The organism is Pantoea sp. SJZ147 (genome assembly GCF_007828605.1).
GTDB classification, from domain to species: domain Bacteria; phylum Pseudomonadota; class Gammaproteobacteria; order Enterobacterales; family Enterobacteriaceae; genus Pantoea; species Pantoea allii.
On the sequence record NZ_VIVB01000002.1, the window covers coordinates 24,673 to 41,614 of the forward strand.

General features: G+C 50.9%; 17 protein-coding genes. 11 read left to right on the forward strand and 6 right to left on the reverse strand.

Features of this window, described 5'->3' with window-relative positions:
* Positions 1-36: 36 nt before the first annotated feature.
* Entirely contained in the window at positions 37-906 is an 870-nt protein-coding gene (locus FBY13_RS02830; protein WP_145393429.1) for a GntR family transcriptional regulator, read from the reverse strand.
* Between the two features lie 171 nt (positions 907-1,077).
* On the opposite strand from FBY13_RS02830, the gene FBY13_RS02835 reads away from it, so the two are divergent.
* The 10 genes from FBY13_RS02835 (at position 1,078) to FBY13_RS02880 (ending at position 10,409) form a co-directional block, all read left to right on the forward strand.
* The gene (locus tag FBY13_RS02835) at positions 1,078-1,947 is read left to right on the forward strand and encodes an amidohydrolase (RefSeq protein ID WP_145393430.1); all 870 of its coding nucleotides are present in this window, start codon (positions 1,078-1,080) and stop codon (positions 1,945-1,947) included.
* Positions 1,948-1,968: 21 nt separating this feature from the next.
* Complete coding sequence (locus FBY13_RS02840; protein ID WP_145393431.1) at positions 1,969-3,339, forward strand: NAD-dependent succinate-semialdehyde dehydrogenase; 1,371 nt, start codon at positions 1,969-1,971, stop codon at positions 3,337-3,339.
* Positions 3,340-3,354: 15 nt separating this feature from the next.
* Complete coding sequence (locus FBY13_RS02845) at positions 3,355-3,768, forward strand: cupin domain-containing protein (RefSeq protein ID WP_145393432.1); 414 nt, start codon at positions 3,355-3,357, stop codon at positions 3,766-3,768.
* A gap of 29 nt (positions 3,769-3,797) precedes the next feature.
* Entirely contained in the window at positions 3,798-4,871 is a 1,074-nt protein-coding gene (locus tag FBY13_RS02850) for an isocitrate/isopropylmalate dehydrogenase family protein (protein WP_145393433.1), read from the forward strand.
* A 69-nt stretch (positions 4,872-4,940) separates the two neighbouring features.
* On the forward strand, positions 4,941-5,132 hold the full coding sequence (locus tag FBY13_RS02855; RefSeq protein ID WP_145393434.1) for a tautomerase family protein: 192 nt from the start codon (positions 4,941-4,943) through the stop codon (positions 5,130-5,132).
* 46 nt (positions 5,133-5,178) lie between these two features.
* Positions 5,179-5,481, forward strand: a complete 303-nt coding sequence (locus FBY13_RS02860) for a putative quinol monooxygenase (protein ID WP_145393435.1) — start codon at positions 5,179-5,181, stop codon at positions 5,479-5,481.
* A 97-nt stretch (positions 5,482-5,578) separates the two neighbouring features.
* Positions 5,579-7,201, forward strand: coding sequence for a phosphoenolpyruvate carboxykinase (ATP) (gene pckA, locus FBY13_RS02865; RefSeq protein WP_145393436.1), 1,623 nt, complete (start codon positions 5,579-5,581; stop codon positions 7,199-7,201).
* A gap of 44 nt (positions 7,202-7,245) precedes the next feature.
* Positions 7,246-8,232 carry an amidohydrolase gene (locus tag FBY13_RS02870; RefSeq protein ID WP_145393437.1) on the forward strand — a complete coding sequence of 329 codons (987 nt, stop codon included), beginning with the start codon at positions 7,246-7,248 and terminating at the stop codon, positions 8,230-8,232.
* An 88-nt stretch (positions 8,233-8,320) separates the two neighbouring features.
* Positions 8,321-9,286: an AEC family transporter gene (locus FBY13_RS02875; protein WP_145393658.1), complete on the forward strand. Its 966-nt coding sequence runs from the start codon at positions 8,321-8,323 to the stop codon at positions 9,284-9,286.
* A gap of 388 nt (positions 9,287-9,674) precedes the next feature.
* On the forward strand, positions 9,675-10,409 hold the full coding sequence (locus FBY13_RS02880) for an SDR family oxidoreductase (protein ID WP_145393659.1): 735 nt from the start codon (positions 9,675-9,677) through the stop codon (positions 10,407-10,409).
* Between the two features lie 116 nt (positions 10,410-10,525).
* Here FBY13_RS02880 and FBY13_RS02885 read toward each other — a convergent pair whose 3' ends face one another.
* Positions 10,526-11,476, reverse strand: a complete 951-nt coding sequence (locus FBY13_RS02885; protein WP_145393438.1) for a LysR family transcriptional regulator — start codon at positions 11,474-11,476, stop codon at positions 10,526-10,528.
* A 62-nt stretch (positions 11,477-11,538) separates the two neighbouring features.
* On the opposite strand from FBY13_RS02885, the gene FBY13_RS02890 reads away from it, so the two are divergent.
* Entirely contained in the window at positions 11,539-12,468 is a 930-nt protein-coding gene (locus FBY13_RS02890; protein WP_222430265.1) for an SDR family NAD(P)-dependent oxidoreductase, read from the forward strand.
* A gap of 133 nt (positions 12,469-12,601) precedes the next feature.
* Here FBY13_RS02890 and FBY13_RS02895 read toward each other — a convergent pair.
* From FBY13_RS02895 to FBY13_RS02910, 4 genes are all read right to left on the reverse strand, one after another.
* Positions 12,602-13,722, reverse strand: a protein-coding gene (locus FBY13_RS02895; RefSeq protein WP_145393439.1) for an IS3 family transposase whose coding sequence is annotated in 2 segments (ribosomal slippage) — positions 12,602-13,464 and positions 13,464-13,722 — 1,122 coding nt in all. Because the reading frame shifts where the segments join, the coding sequence is not laid out codon by codon here.
* Positions 13,723-13,929: 207 nt separating this feature from the next.
* The gene (locus tag FBY13_RS02900) at positions 13,930-14,484 is read right to left on the reverse strand and encodes a lipoprotein (protein WP_145393440.1); all 555 of its coding nucleotides are present in this window, start codon (positions 14,482-14,484) and stop codon (positions 13,930-13,932) included.
* A gap of 53 nt (positions 14,485-14,537) precedes the next feature.
* Positions 14,538-15,743, reverse strand: coding sequence for a conjugal transfer protein TraF (locus FBY13_RS02905; RefSeq protein WP_186440780.1), 1,206 nt, complete (start codon positions 15,741-15,743; stop codon positions 14,538-14,540).
* Positions 15,744-15,839: 96 nt separating this feature from the next.
* Positions 15,840-16,829 (reverse strand): conjugal transfer protein TraE, encoded by a 990-nt coding sequence (locus FBY13_RS02910; RefSeq protein ID WP_145393442.1) that lies wholly within the window; start codon positions 16,827-16,829, stop codon positions 15,840-15,842.
* Between the last annotated feature and the right edge of the window lie 113 nt (positions 16,830-16,942).

Consider the following 16,942-nt stretch of genomic DNA (forward strand, 5'->3'; position numbering starts at 1 on the left):
TAATGATGAAAACCCGGGCTTACCGTCCGGGTTTTTTTATTTAGGCTGTTTCTCGCGGGATGCGTCTGACAGGTGCATACGCATGTAATCTGATGCTGCTTCCTGTGCTCCTTCAAGCAGCAGGCCGATCAGAACAAGGTGCTCCTTACAGCGACGTAGTGCTTGCTCTCGATCTACGGCTTTGGTGTATTCCATTAAACGGCGGATGCGGTTTAAACGGCGCAGGGAATCCAGAATAAACATGTTGCCAGAGCACGCTGCAATCGCTTCATGAAGACGGGTGTTTGCATCAAAAATTTGGGCAGGCGTTACGGAGAAAATTGCCCCATTACACAACCAAAGCTGCTCTTCCTGACATTGGAGAATACTCGCTTCATCAAGTTTGAAAGTGGGTTCGAGGATGCCAGCAGGCTCAATGATTTTCCTGAAACGGTAGCTCTCATTATAAGCCCCGCCAGACGACATTGATTCTGCGAAAATCCAGCCATGCCCGGGCAGGCGCTCAACCCACCCTTCGTGGTGAATGCGCAATAAGATGTCACTCAGCAAACTACGCGTTACGCCGTAGCGGCGCATCATTTCATTCTCAGTGACTTTCTTAGGTAACTCCCCGTTCAGTCTGTCATTCGCAATTCTGAAATAGATCTCATCCGCGTTGCTTTTTACTGGCTCAGTAAACGGCGAACATGACAGCGCGCCTTCTGCAACGACATAGCCACCTTCCGGATGCCGGCTTATCAGCTCTTTATCAGCCATTTTCGCCAAAGCAGTTCTCACCGGTGAACGCGAAACACGCAGGTGCTCTGCCAGCGCGCGTTCCGGCAAACGGGAACCCACCGGCAGTGATTGATTATTAATGTACTGAATAATGCTCTGAACCAATTGCGTTGACAGCGTCTGGGGCATAACCGCTCACCCTTTAAATAACGAATACATCACTTTAACCCGAGTGGATGAAATCAGTAAATTTGTTACAACTGCTCAATTGTGATCGCTATAACAAAAAATTGCCATAACATTTGTTTCACACCTGACTTGTGGTATTTTGACTTAACAAGATACCAAGTAGGGTGAGCCATGTCAGCGCAAAAGTCAGCATCAGATTTGCAGGATAAAATTTATGGTGCCTGCGACTGTCACGTACATCTGTTTATGCCCGACATTTTTTCCTACTCAAATGACCGGCGCTACACACCTGCTTCTGCCACGCTTATTGATCTCGCCGCCCACAATGAAATGCTGGGCGTTACGCACACTGTGCTGGTGCAGCCGAGCTGCTATGGCACAGACAATCGGGCAGTCTGTCACGGCCTCACTGTTTTAGGTGCGGAGCATGCCCGGGGCGTTGTGGTGATCGATGTTGATCACATTACAGATGAAGAGCTTCGTGCACTTCACCTGAAAGGCGTGCGGGGCATTCGTCTTAACCTCTCTGTATCTGGCCAGGGTGATATCGCACGTATCCGTGCAGAGATGAATCGTGCCGCTGAACGCATTGGTCCGATCGGCTGGCATATGCAGATTTTCGCCAGTCCGACGCAGCTGGCCCTGCTTCTACCGCTAATCCGGGACAGCAACGTGCCGATTGTGCTGGATCACTTTGCAGGTGGCGCCGCGCTGGCTCCGCAGATCGCTGAATTACTTGAGCGCCCTGATATATGGATCAAGCTTTCGGCACCGAGTCGTGTGTCTGGCGTTCCAGAGTATGCCGACCTGGCTCCGGTGGTCACCCGATTCGCAGACGTTGCGCCTGACCGCCTGATTTGGGCCTCCGACTGGCCGCATACCGGTGGTCATGGCCGCCGCAGCAGCTCGATTGAAGACATTGAACCTTTTGCTGCCATTGACGATCGGCAGGACCTCCACCGCCTGGCCAAGTGGATCGATAACGGCGAACTATTCCGCCGTATTCTGACTACCAACGCATACACACTCTACGATTTCTGAAACTTAAGAGAAGGCTGAATCATGATTGTTACCGTTAACCCTGCCACGGGTCGCACGATTGCTGAGTACCCGCTTCACTCCTCTGCTGATGTTGAGAAACGAATTGCAGATGCGCATCACGTCCAGAAATCCTGGGGGAAAAAGCCCGTTTCCGAGCGCGCAGCCCTGCTCATTAACGTAGCTGAGGTGCTTCGTCGCAATAAGTCTCGCTATGCAGCCACCATCACAGAAGAGATGGGTAAGCCGATTGCTGAAGCTGAGGCGGAGATTGAGAAGTGTGCTGTCACTTGCGAGTTTTATGCAGAAAGCGCAGGAAAGTATTTAGGCGACACGCACGTAGCGAGCAACGCCACCGATAGCCGCATCGTTTACGATCCACTTGGTGTTGTACTGGCCATCATGCCGTGGAACTACCCGTTCTGGCAGTTCGTTCGCTTCGCTGCACCTGCACTGGCTGCAGGTAACGGCGCATTACTTAAACATGCTAACAACGTCGCAGCCTGTGCTATTCAGCTTGAAGAGCTTTTCCGCGAAGCCGGTACGCCTGAAGGCCTGGTGTCTACGCTGCTGATCAATGCTTCAGATGTTGCAGCTGTTTTAGCAGATGATCGCGTGGCAGCCGTCACGCTCACCGGCTCAACTGAGGTCGGTAAAATTGTGGCGTCACAGGCAGCCAGCCTGATGAAGAAACAGGTTCTGGAGCTGGGCGGCTCCGATCCTTTCCTGGTGCTCGCTGATGCCGATGTTGAACTGGCGGCAAAAATGGCGGTTAAAGCGCGCTTCTCAAATACCGGGCAAAGCTGCATCTCTTCCAAACGCTTCATTGTTGATGCCTCGGTTGCGGACAAATTCGTTGCCTTGTTTGTTGGGGGCGTGAAAAAACTCAAAACCGGTAACCCAACCGACCGCGACAATACGATTGGGCCAATGGCGCGCGCTAATCTGCGCGACGCCCTGCATGCTCAGGTTGAGCGCAGCGTTCAGGAAGGCGCAAAACTGGTTATCGGCGGTCAGGCAGTAGACAGCGATGGCTATTACTACCTGCCGACCGTGCTGGATAACGTCACGCCACAGATGACCGCGGCAATCGAAGAGACATTCGGTCCGGTGGCTGCGGTTATTCGCGTGCAGTCTGAAGACGAAGCCATTGCGGTTGCTAATAACACCGAGTTTGGCCTTGGTGCTGCCGTGTGGACTGGCGATGTAGAGAATGGGTACCGCGTAGCACGCAGCATTGAAGCTGGCGCGGTGTTTGTAAACGGTCTGGTTGCGTCTGATGCCCGCCTGCCATTTGGCGGCATTAAGCAGTCTGGTTATGGACGAGAGCTTGGTGAGCTGGGTATTCGTGAGTTTACCAACGTCAAAACCCTTTGGATCGGCCCAGCGAAGTAAAGAAGGAGTGTAGGCATGATTAAAACCGAATCGAATTCATATCTGCTGCATCCGGTTGATATTAAAAAACACGATCGCGGGGGCGGTGCCAGCACCACACCTCTGGTGACTGCAGGTATGGGGGCCAGCAACTTCATCACTGGCTACACCGAATTTGCGGGTGGCGCAAAAATCCCTTTCCATTTTCACAATTGTGAAGAGAGCGTGTTGCTGATTGAGGGCAATGCCATCTTCGATATTGATGGCAGGGAGTTTCCAATTAAACCACAGGATGTGACCTTCATCCCTGCAGGCGTTCCTCACCGGTTCAGAAATGCCTCTGAAACCGAGCCGATGAAAATCATGTGGGTTTACGGTTCCCGGGATGCTAATCGCACGCTGGTCGAAACCGGCGAAACGCGGCCAATTGCGGCAGAGCACATCAGTTAATTTTTACAGATTAAGTTAAGGAAAAAGTCATGAAATTTCTCGTTCTGCCGGGTGACGGTATTGGTCCTGAAATCATCGAATCAGCCGTCGCTGTTTTGAAGGAAATTGATAAAAAACACGGTCTGGGTATTGAGTACGACTACCAGGATATCGGTTTCGCCAGCCTGGAAAAATATGGCACAACGCTGCGTCCTGAGCTGCTGGAGAGCGCACGTAGTTATGAAGGTATTCTGCTGGGCACTATTTCACACGCTGATTATCCGAAACCAGAGAAAGGCGGAATCAACGTCTCTGGCGCATTCCGTGTAGGCCTGGATCTTTACGCCAACGTGCGCCCGGCCCGCACCCGTCCGTACATCACCAGCAATCTGCGTGAAGGTAAAACGATGGATCTGGTGATCATGCGTGAAGCAACAGAAGGCTTCTACCCGGACCGCAACATGTCTCGCGGCTGGGGCGAAGTGATGCCAAGCCCGGATATGGCCCTATCTACGCGTAAAATTACCCGTCACTGCTCGGAGCGTATCGCCCGTCGTGCATTCGAGCTGGCCGCCAAGCGTCGTAAAAAAGTAACCGCTATTCATAAAGCGAACAGCTTCCACATGACGGATGGCCTGTTCCTTGAAGCCGTTCATACCGTGGCTAAAGAGTTCCCTGACGTTCAGCTCGACGATCTGTTAGTTGATGCCTCTACTGCACACCTGGTACGCAACCCGGAGCGCTTTGATGTAATGGTTGCAGAGAACTTTTATGGCGACATTCTTTCAGACCTCGCGAGTGAGCTGTCAGGAAGTCTGGGCCTGGCCGGCTCAGTGATGGCGGGCGATAACCAGTGCTGCGCACAGGCGCAACACGGTTCAGCACCTGATATTCAGAATCAGGATAAAGCCAACCCAACCTCCATGATTTTGTCCGTCGCCATGCTGCTGGAGTGGATCGGTGAGAAAAAAGAGCTGCCAGTCTGGAGTGAGGCGGGCGCGACTATTCACAACGCCATTGAAAAAGTGCTGGCTGAGCCCGCACACCGCACCGTTGATCTGGGCGGCAGCACCGGTACCAAAGCTTACACCACTGCGGTAATCGAGCAGATCCGCAGCCTGTAACTGAGTGTCAGGATGAGGGCAACGGACAGGGACGTCCATCTATCCAACCCAGACAGATGAGACACTAACATGCCTGAGATTGTGGTTTATGCGGTAGAAGGACGTTCTGCCGAGCAAAAAAGAACGCTGATGGTGAAGATCACTGAAGCCGTGGTTGAATCCTTCGGCGTTGATAAAGACCGCGTAGTGGTCTCTTTGATTGAAACCAAAGCAGCGGATAAAACACGTGGCGGTGTGCTTTACAGCGAACGTAAAAAATAACATTGAAAACGCGGGCATTACGGCCCGCATTTACTGAGGAATTAAAATGATTCATGTTCTGGCCATTATTACGGCGAAACCAGGATTACGCGCTGAAATTATTAAGCATATTCAAGAGAACATTCCGTCTGTTCAGGCTGAAAAGGGATGCATTGAATATCGCCCGGTCACAGATTTATCACCGGATGCCGAAAATGGCTTTGGCCCCGATACCGTGGTAATCGTGGAAAAATGGCAAGATGAAGCCTGCTTCAAAAACCATGCCGCCGCTCCGAATATGAAACGTTATGCGGAAAATGTGAAGGAATTCATCCAGAAGCGCGATGTCCGTATTCTGAAAGATGTCTGATTGGATTTTTAATTAATTCGCAGACCAGTCAGCTTTACTGATGACGGTATGCCTACGCACTTTGAACCTTAAACTCGCTATTATCAGGAGCCTGAAGATGACAACTCTTTCTCGTATAAACCAGCAGTTAGCGAATTATGGTATTACCACCTCTGCTGAGATTATTTATAATCCTGATTACGCCACCCTGTTTACCGAAGAAACGTTGCCTGAATTAACAGGTTTTGAAAAAGGTAGGGTAACCAGCACTGGTGCCGTGGCGGTAGATACCGGGGAGTTCACCGGACGATCGCCTAAAGACAAATATATTGTCAGAGATGACACCACGCGCGACAGCGTCTGGTGGTCCGATCAAGGCAAAGGTAAAAACGATAACCACCCCTTGTCTCAGGAGATCTGGGATCACCTTAAATCCCTGGTTTGCCAGCAGTTGTCCGATAAACGCCTGTTCATTGTAGATGCCTGGTGCGGCGCGAATGCGGATACGCGCCTGGCAGTGCGTTTTGTCACTGAAGTGGCATGGCAGGCTCACTTTGTTAAAAACATGTTCATTGCGCCTGAGGCTGCTGAACTTGAAACCTTTACACCTGACTTCGTGGTAATGAACGGTACTAAGTGCACCAATCCTGACTGGCAGGCCCAGGGACTCAACTCTGAGAACTTTATTGCCTTCAACCTGACGGAAAAAATCCAGCTTATCGGCGGTACCTGGTACGGTGGCGAGATGAAAAAGGGGATGTTCTCAGTGATGAACTACCTGCTGCCACAGCAGGGAATTGCCTCCATGCACTGCTCTGCTAACGTGGGCAAAGAGGGCGATGTTGCGCTGTTCTTTGGTCTTTCTGGCACAGGTAAAACCACGCTTTCAACTGATCCTGTCCGTCAGTTGATCGGTGATGATGAACATGGCTGGGATGACGATGGCGTCTTCAACTTTGAGGGCGGCTGCTACGCTAAAACCATCAATCTCAACCCGCAGGCGGAGCCTGAAATCTTCCAGGCGATACGTCGCGATGCGCTGCTGGAGAATGTGGCAGTAAACGCTGAAGGCGTTATCGATTTCAACGATGCTTCGAAAACAGAGAATACGCGCGTTACCTACCCCATCTGGCACATTGAAAATATCGTTAAGCCGGTTTCGAAAGCAGGCCATGCCAGCAAAGTTATCTTTCTGACTGCTGATGCATATGGCGTGCTGCCTCCGGTCTCTGTACTGACTGACGAACAGGCGCAGTATCACTTCCTTTCAGGATTTACGGCTAAGCTGTCGGGCACCGAGCGTGGTGTAACGGAGCCAACTCCGACTTTCTCCGCCTGTTTCGGCGCAGCATTCCTCAGCCTGCATCCCGTTCGTTATGCCGAAGTGCTGGTTAAGCGTATGCAGGCATCGGGCGCGAAAGCATACCTGGTAAACACTGGCTGGAATGGCCAGGGCAAACGTATCTCTATTAAAGATACCCGTGCCATCATTAACGCCATTCTGCACGACGAGGTTGATCAGGCCGTGACTTTCAACCTGCCGATTTTCAATCTGGCAGTACCGCGTGGCCTGAATGTCATTGAGTACGACATTTTAGATCCGCGCGCATCCTGGGAGAGTGAAGAGCAGTGGCGGGATAAGGCGCTTTTCCTCACAGATAAGTTCACCACCAACTTTGAGAAGTTCACCGATACCGCTGAAGGGCGTGCCCTTGCAGCCATCGGACCTATGAAAAAATAAAAATATAATTTTCTTGCCCTTTACCTACTACGAAGGAGATACACATGTTTTCACGTCGTTCTCTGCTAAAAACGTTGCCGCTGGTCGGTGTGGCTGCCGGCATCAATGCAAAGTTAAGTTGGGCTGCTGCTATCTCATCAGATAACTTTGCGAGCAAGCTGACATTCATTCCACCAAAGGGCAGCTGCGACTGCCATGTACACGTTTTTGATCCTGAGCACTTTCCGTTTGCTGAAGCGCGCGTTTACACGCCCGATCACGCGCCAATCAGTGACCTGCAACGCCATCTGAAAGAGCTGCATATGGATCGGGTGGTACTGATTCAGCCAAGCCCGTACGGCACCGATAACCGCTGCATGCTGAACGCAATTAAGGTGCTTGGTCAGAAGAATGCGCGCGGCGTGGCCGTGGTCGACGATGAAATTACATCTGAAGAGTTGCATAAGCTGGATCAACAGGGCGTGCGTGGACTACGTCTGAATATGGAAGCGCGTGCTGGGGGCAAACTAAGCGCCGAAGAGAGCGGCAACTATCTGAAGAAAATGGCAGATAAAATCAGTGCTCTTAACTGGCACCTGCAGATCTACACCAATCTTCATGAAATTGCCGATTTAAGTAAAATCATCAGCCAGCTTCCGGTGCCTGTTGTCATTGATCACCTGGGTAAACTTAAAGCTGAAGAGGGCATCCAGCAGCCCGGTTTCAATGAACTGCTCACGTTACTCGATTCCGGAAAGGTTTACGTCAAACTGTCAGCGCTCTACCGCGTGACGAAAGATACGACATGGCAAAACGTCCGACCATTTGTTGAGGCGCTGGTCGCCCATAAACCTGAACGTTTGATCTGGGCATCTGACTGGCCGCATACCATGCCCGCACCGGGTAAGAAGCGTACAAAGGAAGGGATAGAGTATTTCTACCCGATCGATGACATTTCAATACTGAATGCGTTTGGCGAATGGCTGCCCACGGAAAAACTACGCACTGAGATATTTGTTAACAACCCAACCCGGCTTTACTGGGCGAAATAGTTTTCACATGGCGGTTTGCCGTAACGCTGTGTATTACGTCACCCGGCATCCGTGATGCCGGTTTTTTAAGGTTCCAGGCATAGTGACAATCGCAAGTCTAACCAGCCATGTGGTACACCAAATTTCCCTGTCTCTTCCGCTGTTCATACTTATCGTTGCAGGTTATGGGCTTGGCCGCTTTTCGGGCTGGCCGGCAACCGTAAACGAGGGGTTAAACCGCTTCTGTTTTAACGTTGTGCTACCGTGCATGCTGTTTAACGTCATGAGCGGTTTTTATAAAACTCCGTCCGTTGATCCCCGGCTGCTGATCGCGTTTTTTGGCAGCTGCTTCGTTGTTTATGCGCTTGGCCGGGTAATCGCCAGGCGTGTATTTAACCTCGACCCGGTATCGTCATCCGTTTTTGCGTTAGGTGGCATCTTTTCAAACAACACCATGCTGGGTATACCGCTGGCCACGATTTTACTGGGGCCAGCCTCACTGCCCTCCGTCGCGCTGGTGTTGATCTTCAACAGTCTGATTTTGTGGACCTTGGTCACGGTATCGGTTGAGTGGGCCCGAAACGGCAATATTTCACCACGTGGAGTGATCAACACGCTGGTCAGCGTTTTTAAAAATCCCATCATTATCGGCATTGTGGCTGGTTCAGCCTGGAGCCTGTTACACCGACCCTTGCCTGAAGCCATTGGTAAGCCGGTTGAAATGGTTTCGGATATGGCCGCACCACTCTCCCTGCTGGCGCTGGGAATGAGCTTATCTCGCTATAGCATTCGCGAAGGGCTGAGAGAAAGCTATGCAATTTGTCTGTTAAAACTTCTTATACAGCCTCTGGTCATTGCCTTGATTGCGTTCGCCACGGGCCTTCCTGCAGCCGAAACAAAAGTCGTGGTATTGCTGGGTTCAATGGCATTAGGGGTGAATGTTTACTTGATGGCGCAAAAATTTGGCGTGATGCAGGGTGCATCGGCAACCAGCACACTCTTCAGTACAGCTATCTCAGCATTCACAACGCCCTTGCTGATGATGTTGATCACCCGATTCTATCCCTGTAACTAACAGCAGAACGAAGCTCAGTATGATGCTGGACTCTGTGAAAATCAGGACGTCATTACGCTTCGCAATACATCATGCAACCTGGAGGTGGCTCAATTAAAGCAAGATACCCGGCAGGCAGATGTCAATATTGCGGTTACCCGGCAAAGTCACAGCCCGAAAGGTTTTGAATGTCTGCTTTTGCTCATAACTGCCCTTGCCTGCGAACAACCTCACTAGCCGCTATGTGCCAGAAGCGGACGTTGCTAATCCCCTGACACATGCCAAACAGTTTGCAGTGCAGCTTATTTCTGTTCCTCATGTAAAAAGAGCATTAACTGAAAGATGTCAATTAACTTCCTCATGTATATCTACATCCACACATAGTCATCAGGAAAAGGGATGAATGAAGATGCTGAGAGGTAAAAGAGCTGTTATTACCGGTGGTGGCGGGGGATTTGGCCAGGCGTTGTGCGTGTGGCTGGCACGAGAGGGCGTCGAGGTGGATTTTTGTGCACGGCGGTCTGAAGATATTCAAAAAACCTGCAGCATCATCACTGCTGAAAGCGGCGTTGCAAAAGGGTATATTTGTGATTTAACCCGGCCTGAATCCCTTTCTCAGTTTTCTTCACAGCTGTTAATTTCAGACAAGCCTATAGACATTTTAATCCTGAATGCTGCTCAGTGGTTGTCAGGGAGATTAGACGATCAGCCCGACACAGAAATTATCAATACCGTTAGTTCAGGTCTGACAGGTTCGATTCTACTGACTCAGGCTCTGCTGCCCGGGTTAAGACGTTCAGACAATGCTGATATCGTCTCAATTATATCTTCATGTGGGATCCCGAATTTTACGGATTCAATTGCGCATCCTGTTTTTTTCGCCAGCAAACATGGGCTTAGCGGGTTTATCACCAAACTGTCACAGCAGTTGTCCGAAGAAAACATACGTGTGACCGGGTTGTATCCACCGGATTTCGAACTTACAGGATTAGATACGCTTGTCGACAGTGAATTCAGAATGGGGGAACGTCTGATGAATGGGCGCTCAGTCTGGGAAACAATTCGTTTTGTGCTGACTCAGCCACGTAGTTGTCATATAAGCAGTATCTACTTTCAAGGTCCAACTCGCGAAGACCTGGGATAAGAGTGGCTAAAAGCCAATAGAGTTAAACAAACATTCATACTTCCGCTCTTCGCTCATAGCGGACTTCAGCTCAGTTAGCTTGTCCGCTTCGTTCCAACAGCGGACATTGCTAATTATTAAGATAATTTTGCATTGTTCCAGACAATTTCTCTGGAAAAAGCAATGAATGCCCTCATGCCGTGACTCATGTAGCGATGCTTTGGATAGTAAAGACAAAGGCCTGGATAAGGAGGCGTCCACTCATGTAACACTTGAACAAGTTGCCCAGAAGCTAGTGATGGTCCTGCGGCCCATTTAGTGACATATCCCAGACCATAACCCCCGATCGCAGCGGTAAGAATAAGACGAGAATTATCCAGGGTAAGACCACCTTTGGTCTCTACTATGATCGATTCCCCACGTAATTCAAACTCCCAACGATAAGGAATCGCAGAGGTAATTCTTAGCTGTATGCATCTGTGTTGGGAGAGGTCTGATGGCGATAAAAGAGGGGGGAACTTTTCCAGATAGCTGGGAGCTCCAACCACTATATGCTGCTGCTCAAGACCAATTGGCACAGATACCATATCAATGGGGACAAGCTCCGCGGTACGTATTCCGCAGTCAAAGCCGCCTTCAGCAATGTCAATAAGCTGCTTCTCACAGACGATCTCTACTTGCATTTCAGGATAGGCGTGCAAGAAGTCCAGCACTAATGGTTTCAAAACCTGTTCTGCAGCGGTGAGATCTGCATTGATTCTCAGCAGCCCTGTCGGGCTAGTGGCAAAGTCACCAATATCTTGAATAGTATCTGCAATACTAAGCAAAACTGGAGAAAGACGACTAAAAAGAATCTGACCGGCATCCGTTAGAGAAACATACCGGGTTGTGCGATGAAATAACTGCACCTTTAAGCGGGTCTCAAGACTTGCTACTGAATGACTGATTGCGGAAGAACTCAATCCGGACTTACGTGCAGCAACACGGAATCCTCCAAACTGAGCCACGGCCAAAAATGCAGCAAGCTCTGCTGGTTGGAGTGCGGATACTGTCCTGAATAACTCACTAATCTGTGCATTTTTATCCATATTTTAAGGACATTAGGTAAATTATATATTGGATGCAAGTAAAATCTACCAGGAGAGAAATAATGTCGATCCGAACACCTTTCACATTTTCTAACAATGCAGCTGAGGTTATTAAAAATGTAGACTTGACCGGTAAAACAATGATTGTTACTGGTGGAGCTAGCGGAATAGGCATAGAAACCGTCCGGGCACTGGCATCGGCCGGTGCCTCGGTCACTATCGCAGCCCGGCGTTATGATGCTGCAGAAAAAGTTGCCAGCATATTACGCCTAGAAACTCGCAACCCCAATATAGATGTTCGTCCACTTGATATAAGTGATTTGTGCTCAATACAGCGGTTTGTCAAAGAATGGAAGTGGCCTGTCCATGCTTTAATTAATAATGCTGGCATCATGGCGTTGCCAGAACTACAACGATCACCGCAACTTTATGAGATGCAATTTGCCACTAATTATCTTGGTCATTTCGCTCTTACATGCGGACTTCATAAACATCTGGCAAAAGCGCAAGGAGCTCGTGTGATAAATGTCAGTTCTGCTGGTAGTCTTTTTGGCCCGGTATTTTGGGACGACCCGCACTTCCGCTTTATACCTTATGACCCTTTACTTGCATATGCCCAATCCAAAACGGCATGTATCCTGATGACCGTTGGCATTGCACAACGATGGACTGATGATGGCATTACTTCTAATGCTCTCAACCCCGGAGCGATAGCCACTAATTTACAACGTCACACTGGTGGACTGAAAACACCTGAAAACCAGCGCAAAACTCCTGCACAGGGTGCATCTACATCAGTTCTTCTCGCAGCTTCGCCCCTGCTTGAGGGGGTAACGGGACGGTACTTTGAGAATTGTAATGAAGCACCATTGCTGACAGAACGTCCGACAGGTATGTTGTATGGTGTGGCTTGCTATGCGTTGGACCAGTCGAATGCAATTCGCTTATGGGCTCTTGCCAAAAATCTGATCGGACCAAATCAAAGTGCTTAGATACCTTTTTTCCAATAACTGAATATCTATAGGTATACCAAGCTTGGTTCTCCGCTTCTCGCTCATAGCGGACATTAAAGCACCAATAATTTCTGTAGATTTTCTGACCTGCCCCCAGAATTAGATACAACCTTCAGTTAGTAATGTCGGTTTGTTTACCTTCACATTCTCCATTTCGCCACCGTGCTGCAAACTCTGATGGCGTCTGATAATTCAGTGCTGAATGTGGACGACACTCGTTATAATCCTGCCGCCAGTCATTAATGATTTTCCGGGCGTGAAGAACATCGCTGAACCAGTGTTCATTCAGACATTCATCGCGAAAGCGTCCGTTAAAACTCTCAATAAATCCGTTCTGTGTCGGCTTGCCGGGCTGGATAAGCCGCAGCTCCACGCCATGCTCAAAGGCCCATTGATCCAGTGCGCGGCAGGTGAACTCCGGCCCCTGGTCAGTTCTTATCGTCGCCGGATAGCCCCGAAACAGTGCAATGCTGTCCAGAATACGCGTGACCTGAACGCCTGAAATCCCGAATGCGATGGTAATTGTCAGACACTCCTTCGTGAAGTCGTCCACACAGGTCAGGCACTTGATCCTGCGACCGGTGGCCAGCGCGTCCATGACGAAATCCATCGACCAGGTCAGGTTGGGCGCCGCCGGGCGGAGCAGCGGCAGACGTTCTGTTGCCAGCCCTTTACGACGACGTCTGCGTTTTACGCTCAGCCCGTTCAGATGATAAAGGCGGTACACGCGCCTGTGATTAACATGAAGGCCTTCACGGCGCAGTAACTGCCAGATGCGACGGTAGCCAAAACGCCTGCGCTCCAGTGCCAGCTCAGTGATGCGCCCTGATAAATGCGCATCAGCCGCCGGGCGCTGAGCCTCATAGCGGCAGGTCGACAGAGACAAACCTGTAAGCCTGCAGGCACGACGTTGCGACAGACCGGTCGCATCACACATAAACTCAACGGCTTCCCGCTTCTGGTCTGTCGTCAGTACTTTCGCCCCAGAGCCACCTGAAGTGCCTCCTTATCCAGCATGGCTTCGGCAAGCAGCTTCCTGAGTCTGGCGTTCTCCTCTTCAAGAGATTTAAGCCGCTTCACCTCAGGAACTTCCATGCCACCAAACTTCTTGCGCCAGGTGTAAAAGGTGGCGTCGGAAATGGCGTGCTTGCGGCAGAGCTCACGGGCAGAAACTCCGGCTTCCGCTTCGCGAAGAATACTGATGATCTGTTCGTCGGAAAAACGCTTCTTCATGGGGATGTCCTCATGTGGCTTATGAAGACATTACTAACATCGCGGTGTGTTAATCAACGGGGAGCAGGTCATGAGACAGAAACCACCTTCCTAGCCCTTAAATGTCACTAAGCTTGAATTGTAATTTCTGTCTTATCCGAAAAAAAAGCCTAGGGAAGATATTTTAGAATCTCGACTTTTTAGAATTAACACATATTTATCATAACCTTAATCAGCTTCACCGCGTGCCGCCGCATGAATCTGACTGAAAAGACGTTTCGTCCAGGCATCAGTGACGTGCTTCGGATCGGATGAAATGTACGTTGATACAACAAAGCTCCCGGCTTTGTTGCCGGTGGCACCCGTGCCTTTGAGCGTCCGGCGAACCTCAATCGTCAGCCTGTCATTTCCCGCCCAGTTTCTGGACATGCGGTAATAGTTGCCGGGCTCTGCCGACCAGCTGGTGCCTTCTGAAATGGCCGAGGCTGACCAGCCCGCATTCCCCTGGCCGCTGTTGTGCGCGGCGGCCACATCCCCGTCAGAAACGAAGCCAAACTTTTTTTTCAGGCGCATCGCCACCGTCTCGGCCGGTATGAGAACCGGACCGTAAGCATCGCTGACCTGATTGCGTTTTTCCGGTGTGGTCTGGTCTTTTACATCTGAAGGCATCTGACGGCCGTCATTCAGCCAGCCAGACTGGCCGATACCGTTTATGAAGCTGCTGCAGCCTGTAAGCGTGGTCGCCAGCACAATGGCAGACAGATTTAAGGCTTTTTTTGACATGCTATTCTCCGGTTAACAGGCGGGCTGTACCCGGCAGCCCACGTTGTTCATCATCAGAAAGTGAAAGAAAGCTGCGCGGCAGCGCCATAGCTGCGGTCTGTGCCGGCCATGCCGGTCAGGTCGAGATGCACGACGTTGAAGGGTGAAATCCCCACACCGGCGGTAAACATGCTGCGATCGCTGTTACGCATGTCTGCGCGGTAACCGGCACGCAGCTGCGCCCAGTTCCAGGCGTTCAGCTCGGCACCCACGCCGGCATAATGTGCTTTTTCATCCGACGCAAAACCGCTGGCCGGTGTCAGGTCAACGTCTGTGGCCAGCGTGACAACACCGTTGCTCCACGCCGTGCCGGCCGTCGCCTGCGGGCGGATCTGGAACGTGTCAGTGATGCCGTTGATTTCACGCGTACTGATGTTACGCGTCACAAGGTTCTGTCCGGTCAGTCCGACGGTCCACTCTGGCGTCAGCTGAGCCGCAAAGCCGACGTCGACGTTTGCGCCGCTTTCGGAACGCTTCCAGTCGCCGCTGCGAAAATCTGACGCGCTGTAGTTACCGACGGAAACGTTGTAGTTCCACGTATCCACGCGCTGGACCTTTGGCGTGATACCGACAGAAACAGGCGTGTCGCCCAGGGTAAACTGATGCGCTGCGGCGATACCGTATTCCGTGACCAGTGCGGCAACGCCCTGCGCCCGTGAAGTCATCTGATCAATGTCCGTCCGGGTCGGCGAGAAAATGCCGCTCTGTGCCGCATCGAGATACGCCAGGTCACGCTGTGTGATATCGGTGTGGACCTTCGCCTGTCCCCAGCCTTTGGCCACAAAGGCGAAAGGGAGGGTGTCTTTGGGAATGGCAATTACAGCAGATAGCCCGGCACTGGCATGCCCGCTGTCGCCGTCCACGTCCTGCAGGGCCTGTTTCAGCGCGGCCGCCTGTCGTGAACTGTTGCCGGTGCCCGCTGAATCGCGGAAGTCGTCAAAGGTGCTTTTTACCCTGTCCAGTCCGTCACGCAGGTTATCCGGATCGCTGATTTGTGCCCCCACGCCCGGCAGAATGAGCCCGACGTCGTCACTGGCATCGTGGCGGGTCATCAGCGCGGGGTTGGCAAGCGCAGCAGCCAGATAACCGGAAGAGGCCACGCCGGTTCCCCCCATGGCGTCGTTACGCGCTTCGGTCCAGGTTGATGCGGCATTCACTGACGGCACGGCTGAAGCCAGTAATGCCAGGATAATGCTGCGGGTTAACAGTTTTGCTTTCATCACTTATTTCCTTATTCTTGTTTTTGGCAAAGGGGTTTCCCAGATGCTGACGCACCAGTTAAATAAGCAGGCCTGGTTTTTGTTATTTAAATACGGTTAACCGAAGCTCATGACTTCTTTCAGATAGTCTTCCCATTCAGGCGTAATATGAAATGCCGGGTTTAGGAAAGATATCCGTTCCTCCTCACTCCACATTAAACTTTGTCCTGTTCTGAGCTTACCCATAATACTTTCATCAGTGACGGATGAGACCGAAAACGGTAACTCAGAGCCCTCTTTCAGACTGTCAAATAACCTGCCCGGTAATTTGCAAAAAGAAATTTGAGCAACCCTTCCTTTTAACCGCAGTAATTCACAGAAAGAGAGAAAAGCGTTTGTTTCTGATTCATTGTTGACCGCAAGAGGGACCACGCCGGTTAAATAATTACTTTCAAGGGACACGCCATTGATATATTTATCCCGTGTCGCTGTGATTACCATCTCGTGGCTGATATTAAAAGCTGGGTGCCCCGTGTCATGCTGACGTCTGTAAAAACGTAAGGAGTTAATCACTGTATCTTTGTGAGGCAGAAGGCATTCAGCTGCCTGCCAGAAGTCACGCAGTTCTATGGTCTGAACCGGAAGAGTGTCTTCTCCGGCGAGCCAGCCGGACTGAACACCGAACCATGACGCAAGCTGTTCCAGCACCGGCAGGGTCAGATGGTCGAGTGTACGCTCCCGGTTCTCCAGCACGCTCATGCCGATGTTCAGCTCAGAGAGCAGTGTGGCCACCTGCGGCACATCAAGGCCGTGGCGGTTCATCAGGTGCCAGAAACGCTCATAAACGCGGTTTACCGTGGCTTTGCGGGGCGCTGTGGTTTCTGTCATGACGCCCTCAACAATCACATTGACCAGCTCTGAAACGGAGATGCCGAGCTTGTGTGATACCTGATTCACAAATTCCCGTGATGCCGGCCGAAAACGAATGGTCACTGGCGGACTTACGGTTTTCTTCCCTTCCGCAAACTGCTCAAGCAACTGCCTCTGCTCATCGGTCTGCTCTAAGGCGACGCGGGACAGGATTTCTGTCAGGTTCATGCGTTTCATAAAGGCCCTGGTGTTGGCTGAATGAGAAAATATTTTGTTAATCTTTTCAGTATTCGGTGTGAATACAGTACCTGGCAAAACCGCGTGTTGTATAACGCGATATTTCGATCGTT

What these genes read in the sequence shown, in the direction of transcription:
- FBY13_RS02830 (WP_145393429.1), bottom strand. Translation starts at nt 906, where the DNA reads ATGCCCCAGACGCTGTCAACGCAATTGGTTCAGAGCATTATTCAGTAC.
- FBY13_RS02835 (WP_145393430.1), top strand. Translation starts at nt 1,078, where the DNA reads ATGTCAGCGCAAAAGTCAGCATCAGATTTGCAGGATAAAATTTATGGT.
- FBY13_RS02840 (WP_145393431.1), top strand. Translation starts at nt 1,969, where the DNA reads ATGATTGTTACCGTTAACCCTGCCACGGGTCGCACGATTGCTGAGTAC.
- FBY13_RS02845 (WP_145393432.1), top strand. Translation starts at nt 3,355, where the DNA reads ATGATTAAAACCGAATCGAATTCATATCTGCTGCATCCGGTTGATATT.
- FBY13_RS02850 (WP_145393433.1), top strand. Translation starts at nt 3,798, where the DNA reads ATGAAATTTCTCGTTCTGCCGGGTGACGGTATTGGTCCTGAAATCATC.
- FBY13_RS02855 (WP_145393434.1), top strand. Translation starts at nt 4,941, where the DNA reads ATGCCTGAGATTGTGGTTTATGCGGTAGAAGGACGTTCTGCCGAGCAA.
- FBY13_RS02860 (WP_145393435.1), top strand. Translation starts at nt 5,179, where the DNA reads ATGATTCATGTTCTGGCCATTATTACGGCGAAACCAGGATTACGCGCT.
- pckA (WP_145393436.1), top strand. Translation starts at nt 5,579, where the DNA reads ATGACAACTCTTTCTCGTATAAACCAGCAGTTAGCGAATTATGGTATT.
- FBY13_RS02870 (WP_145393437.1), top strand. Translation starts at nt 7,246, where the DNA reads ATGTTTTCACGTCGTTCTCTGCTAAAAACGTTGCCGCTGGTCGGTGTG.
- FBY13_RS02880 (WP_145393659.1), top strand. Translation starts at nt 9,675, where the DNA reads ATGCTGAGAGGTAAAAGAGCTGTTATTACCGGTGGTGGCGGGGGATTT.
- FBY13_RS02885 (WP_145393438.1), bottom strand. Translation starts at nt 11,476, where the DNA reads ATGGATAAAAATGCACAGATTAGTGAGTTATTCAGGACAGTATCCGCA.
- FBY13_RS02890 (WP_222430265.1), top strand. Translation starts at nt 11,539, where the DNA reads ATGTCGATCCGAACACCTTTCACATTTTCTAACAATGCAGCTGAGGTT.
- FBY13_RS02900 (WP_145393440.1), bottom strand. Translation starts at nt 14,484, where the DNA reads ATGTCAAAAAAAGCCTTAAATCTGTCTGCCATTGTGCTGGCGACCACG.
- FBY13_RS02905 (WP_186440780.1), bottom strand. Translation starts at nt 15,743, where the DNA reads ATGAAAGCAAAACTGTTAACCCGCAGCATTATCCTGGCATTACTGGCT.
- FBY13_RS02910 (WP_145393442.1), bottom strand. Translation starts at nt 16,829, where the DNA reads ATGAAACGCATGAACCTGACAGAAATCCTGTCCCGCGTCGCCTTAGAG.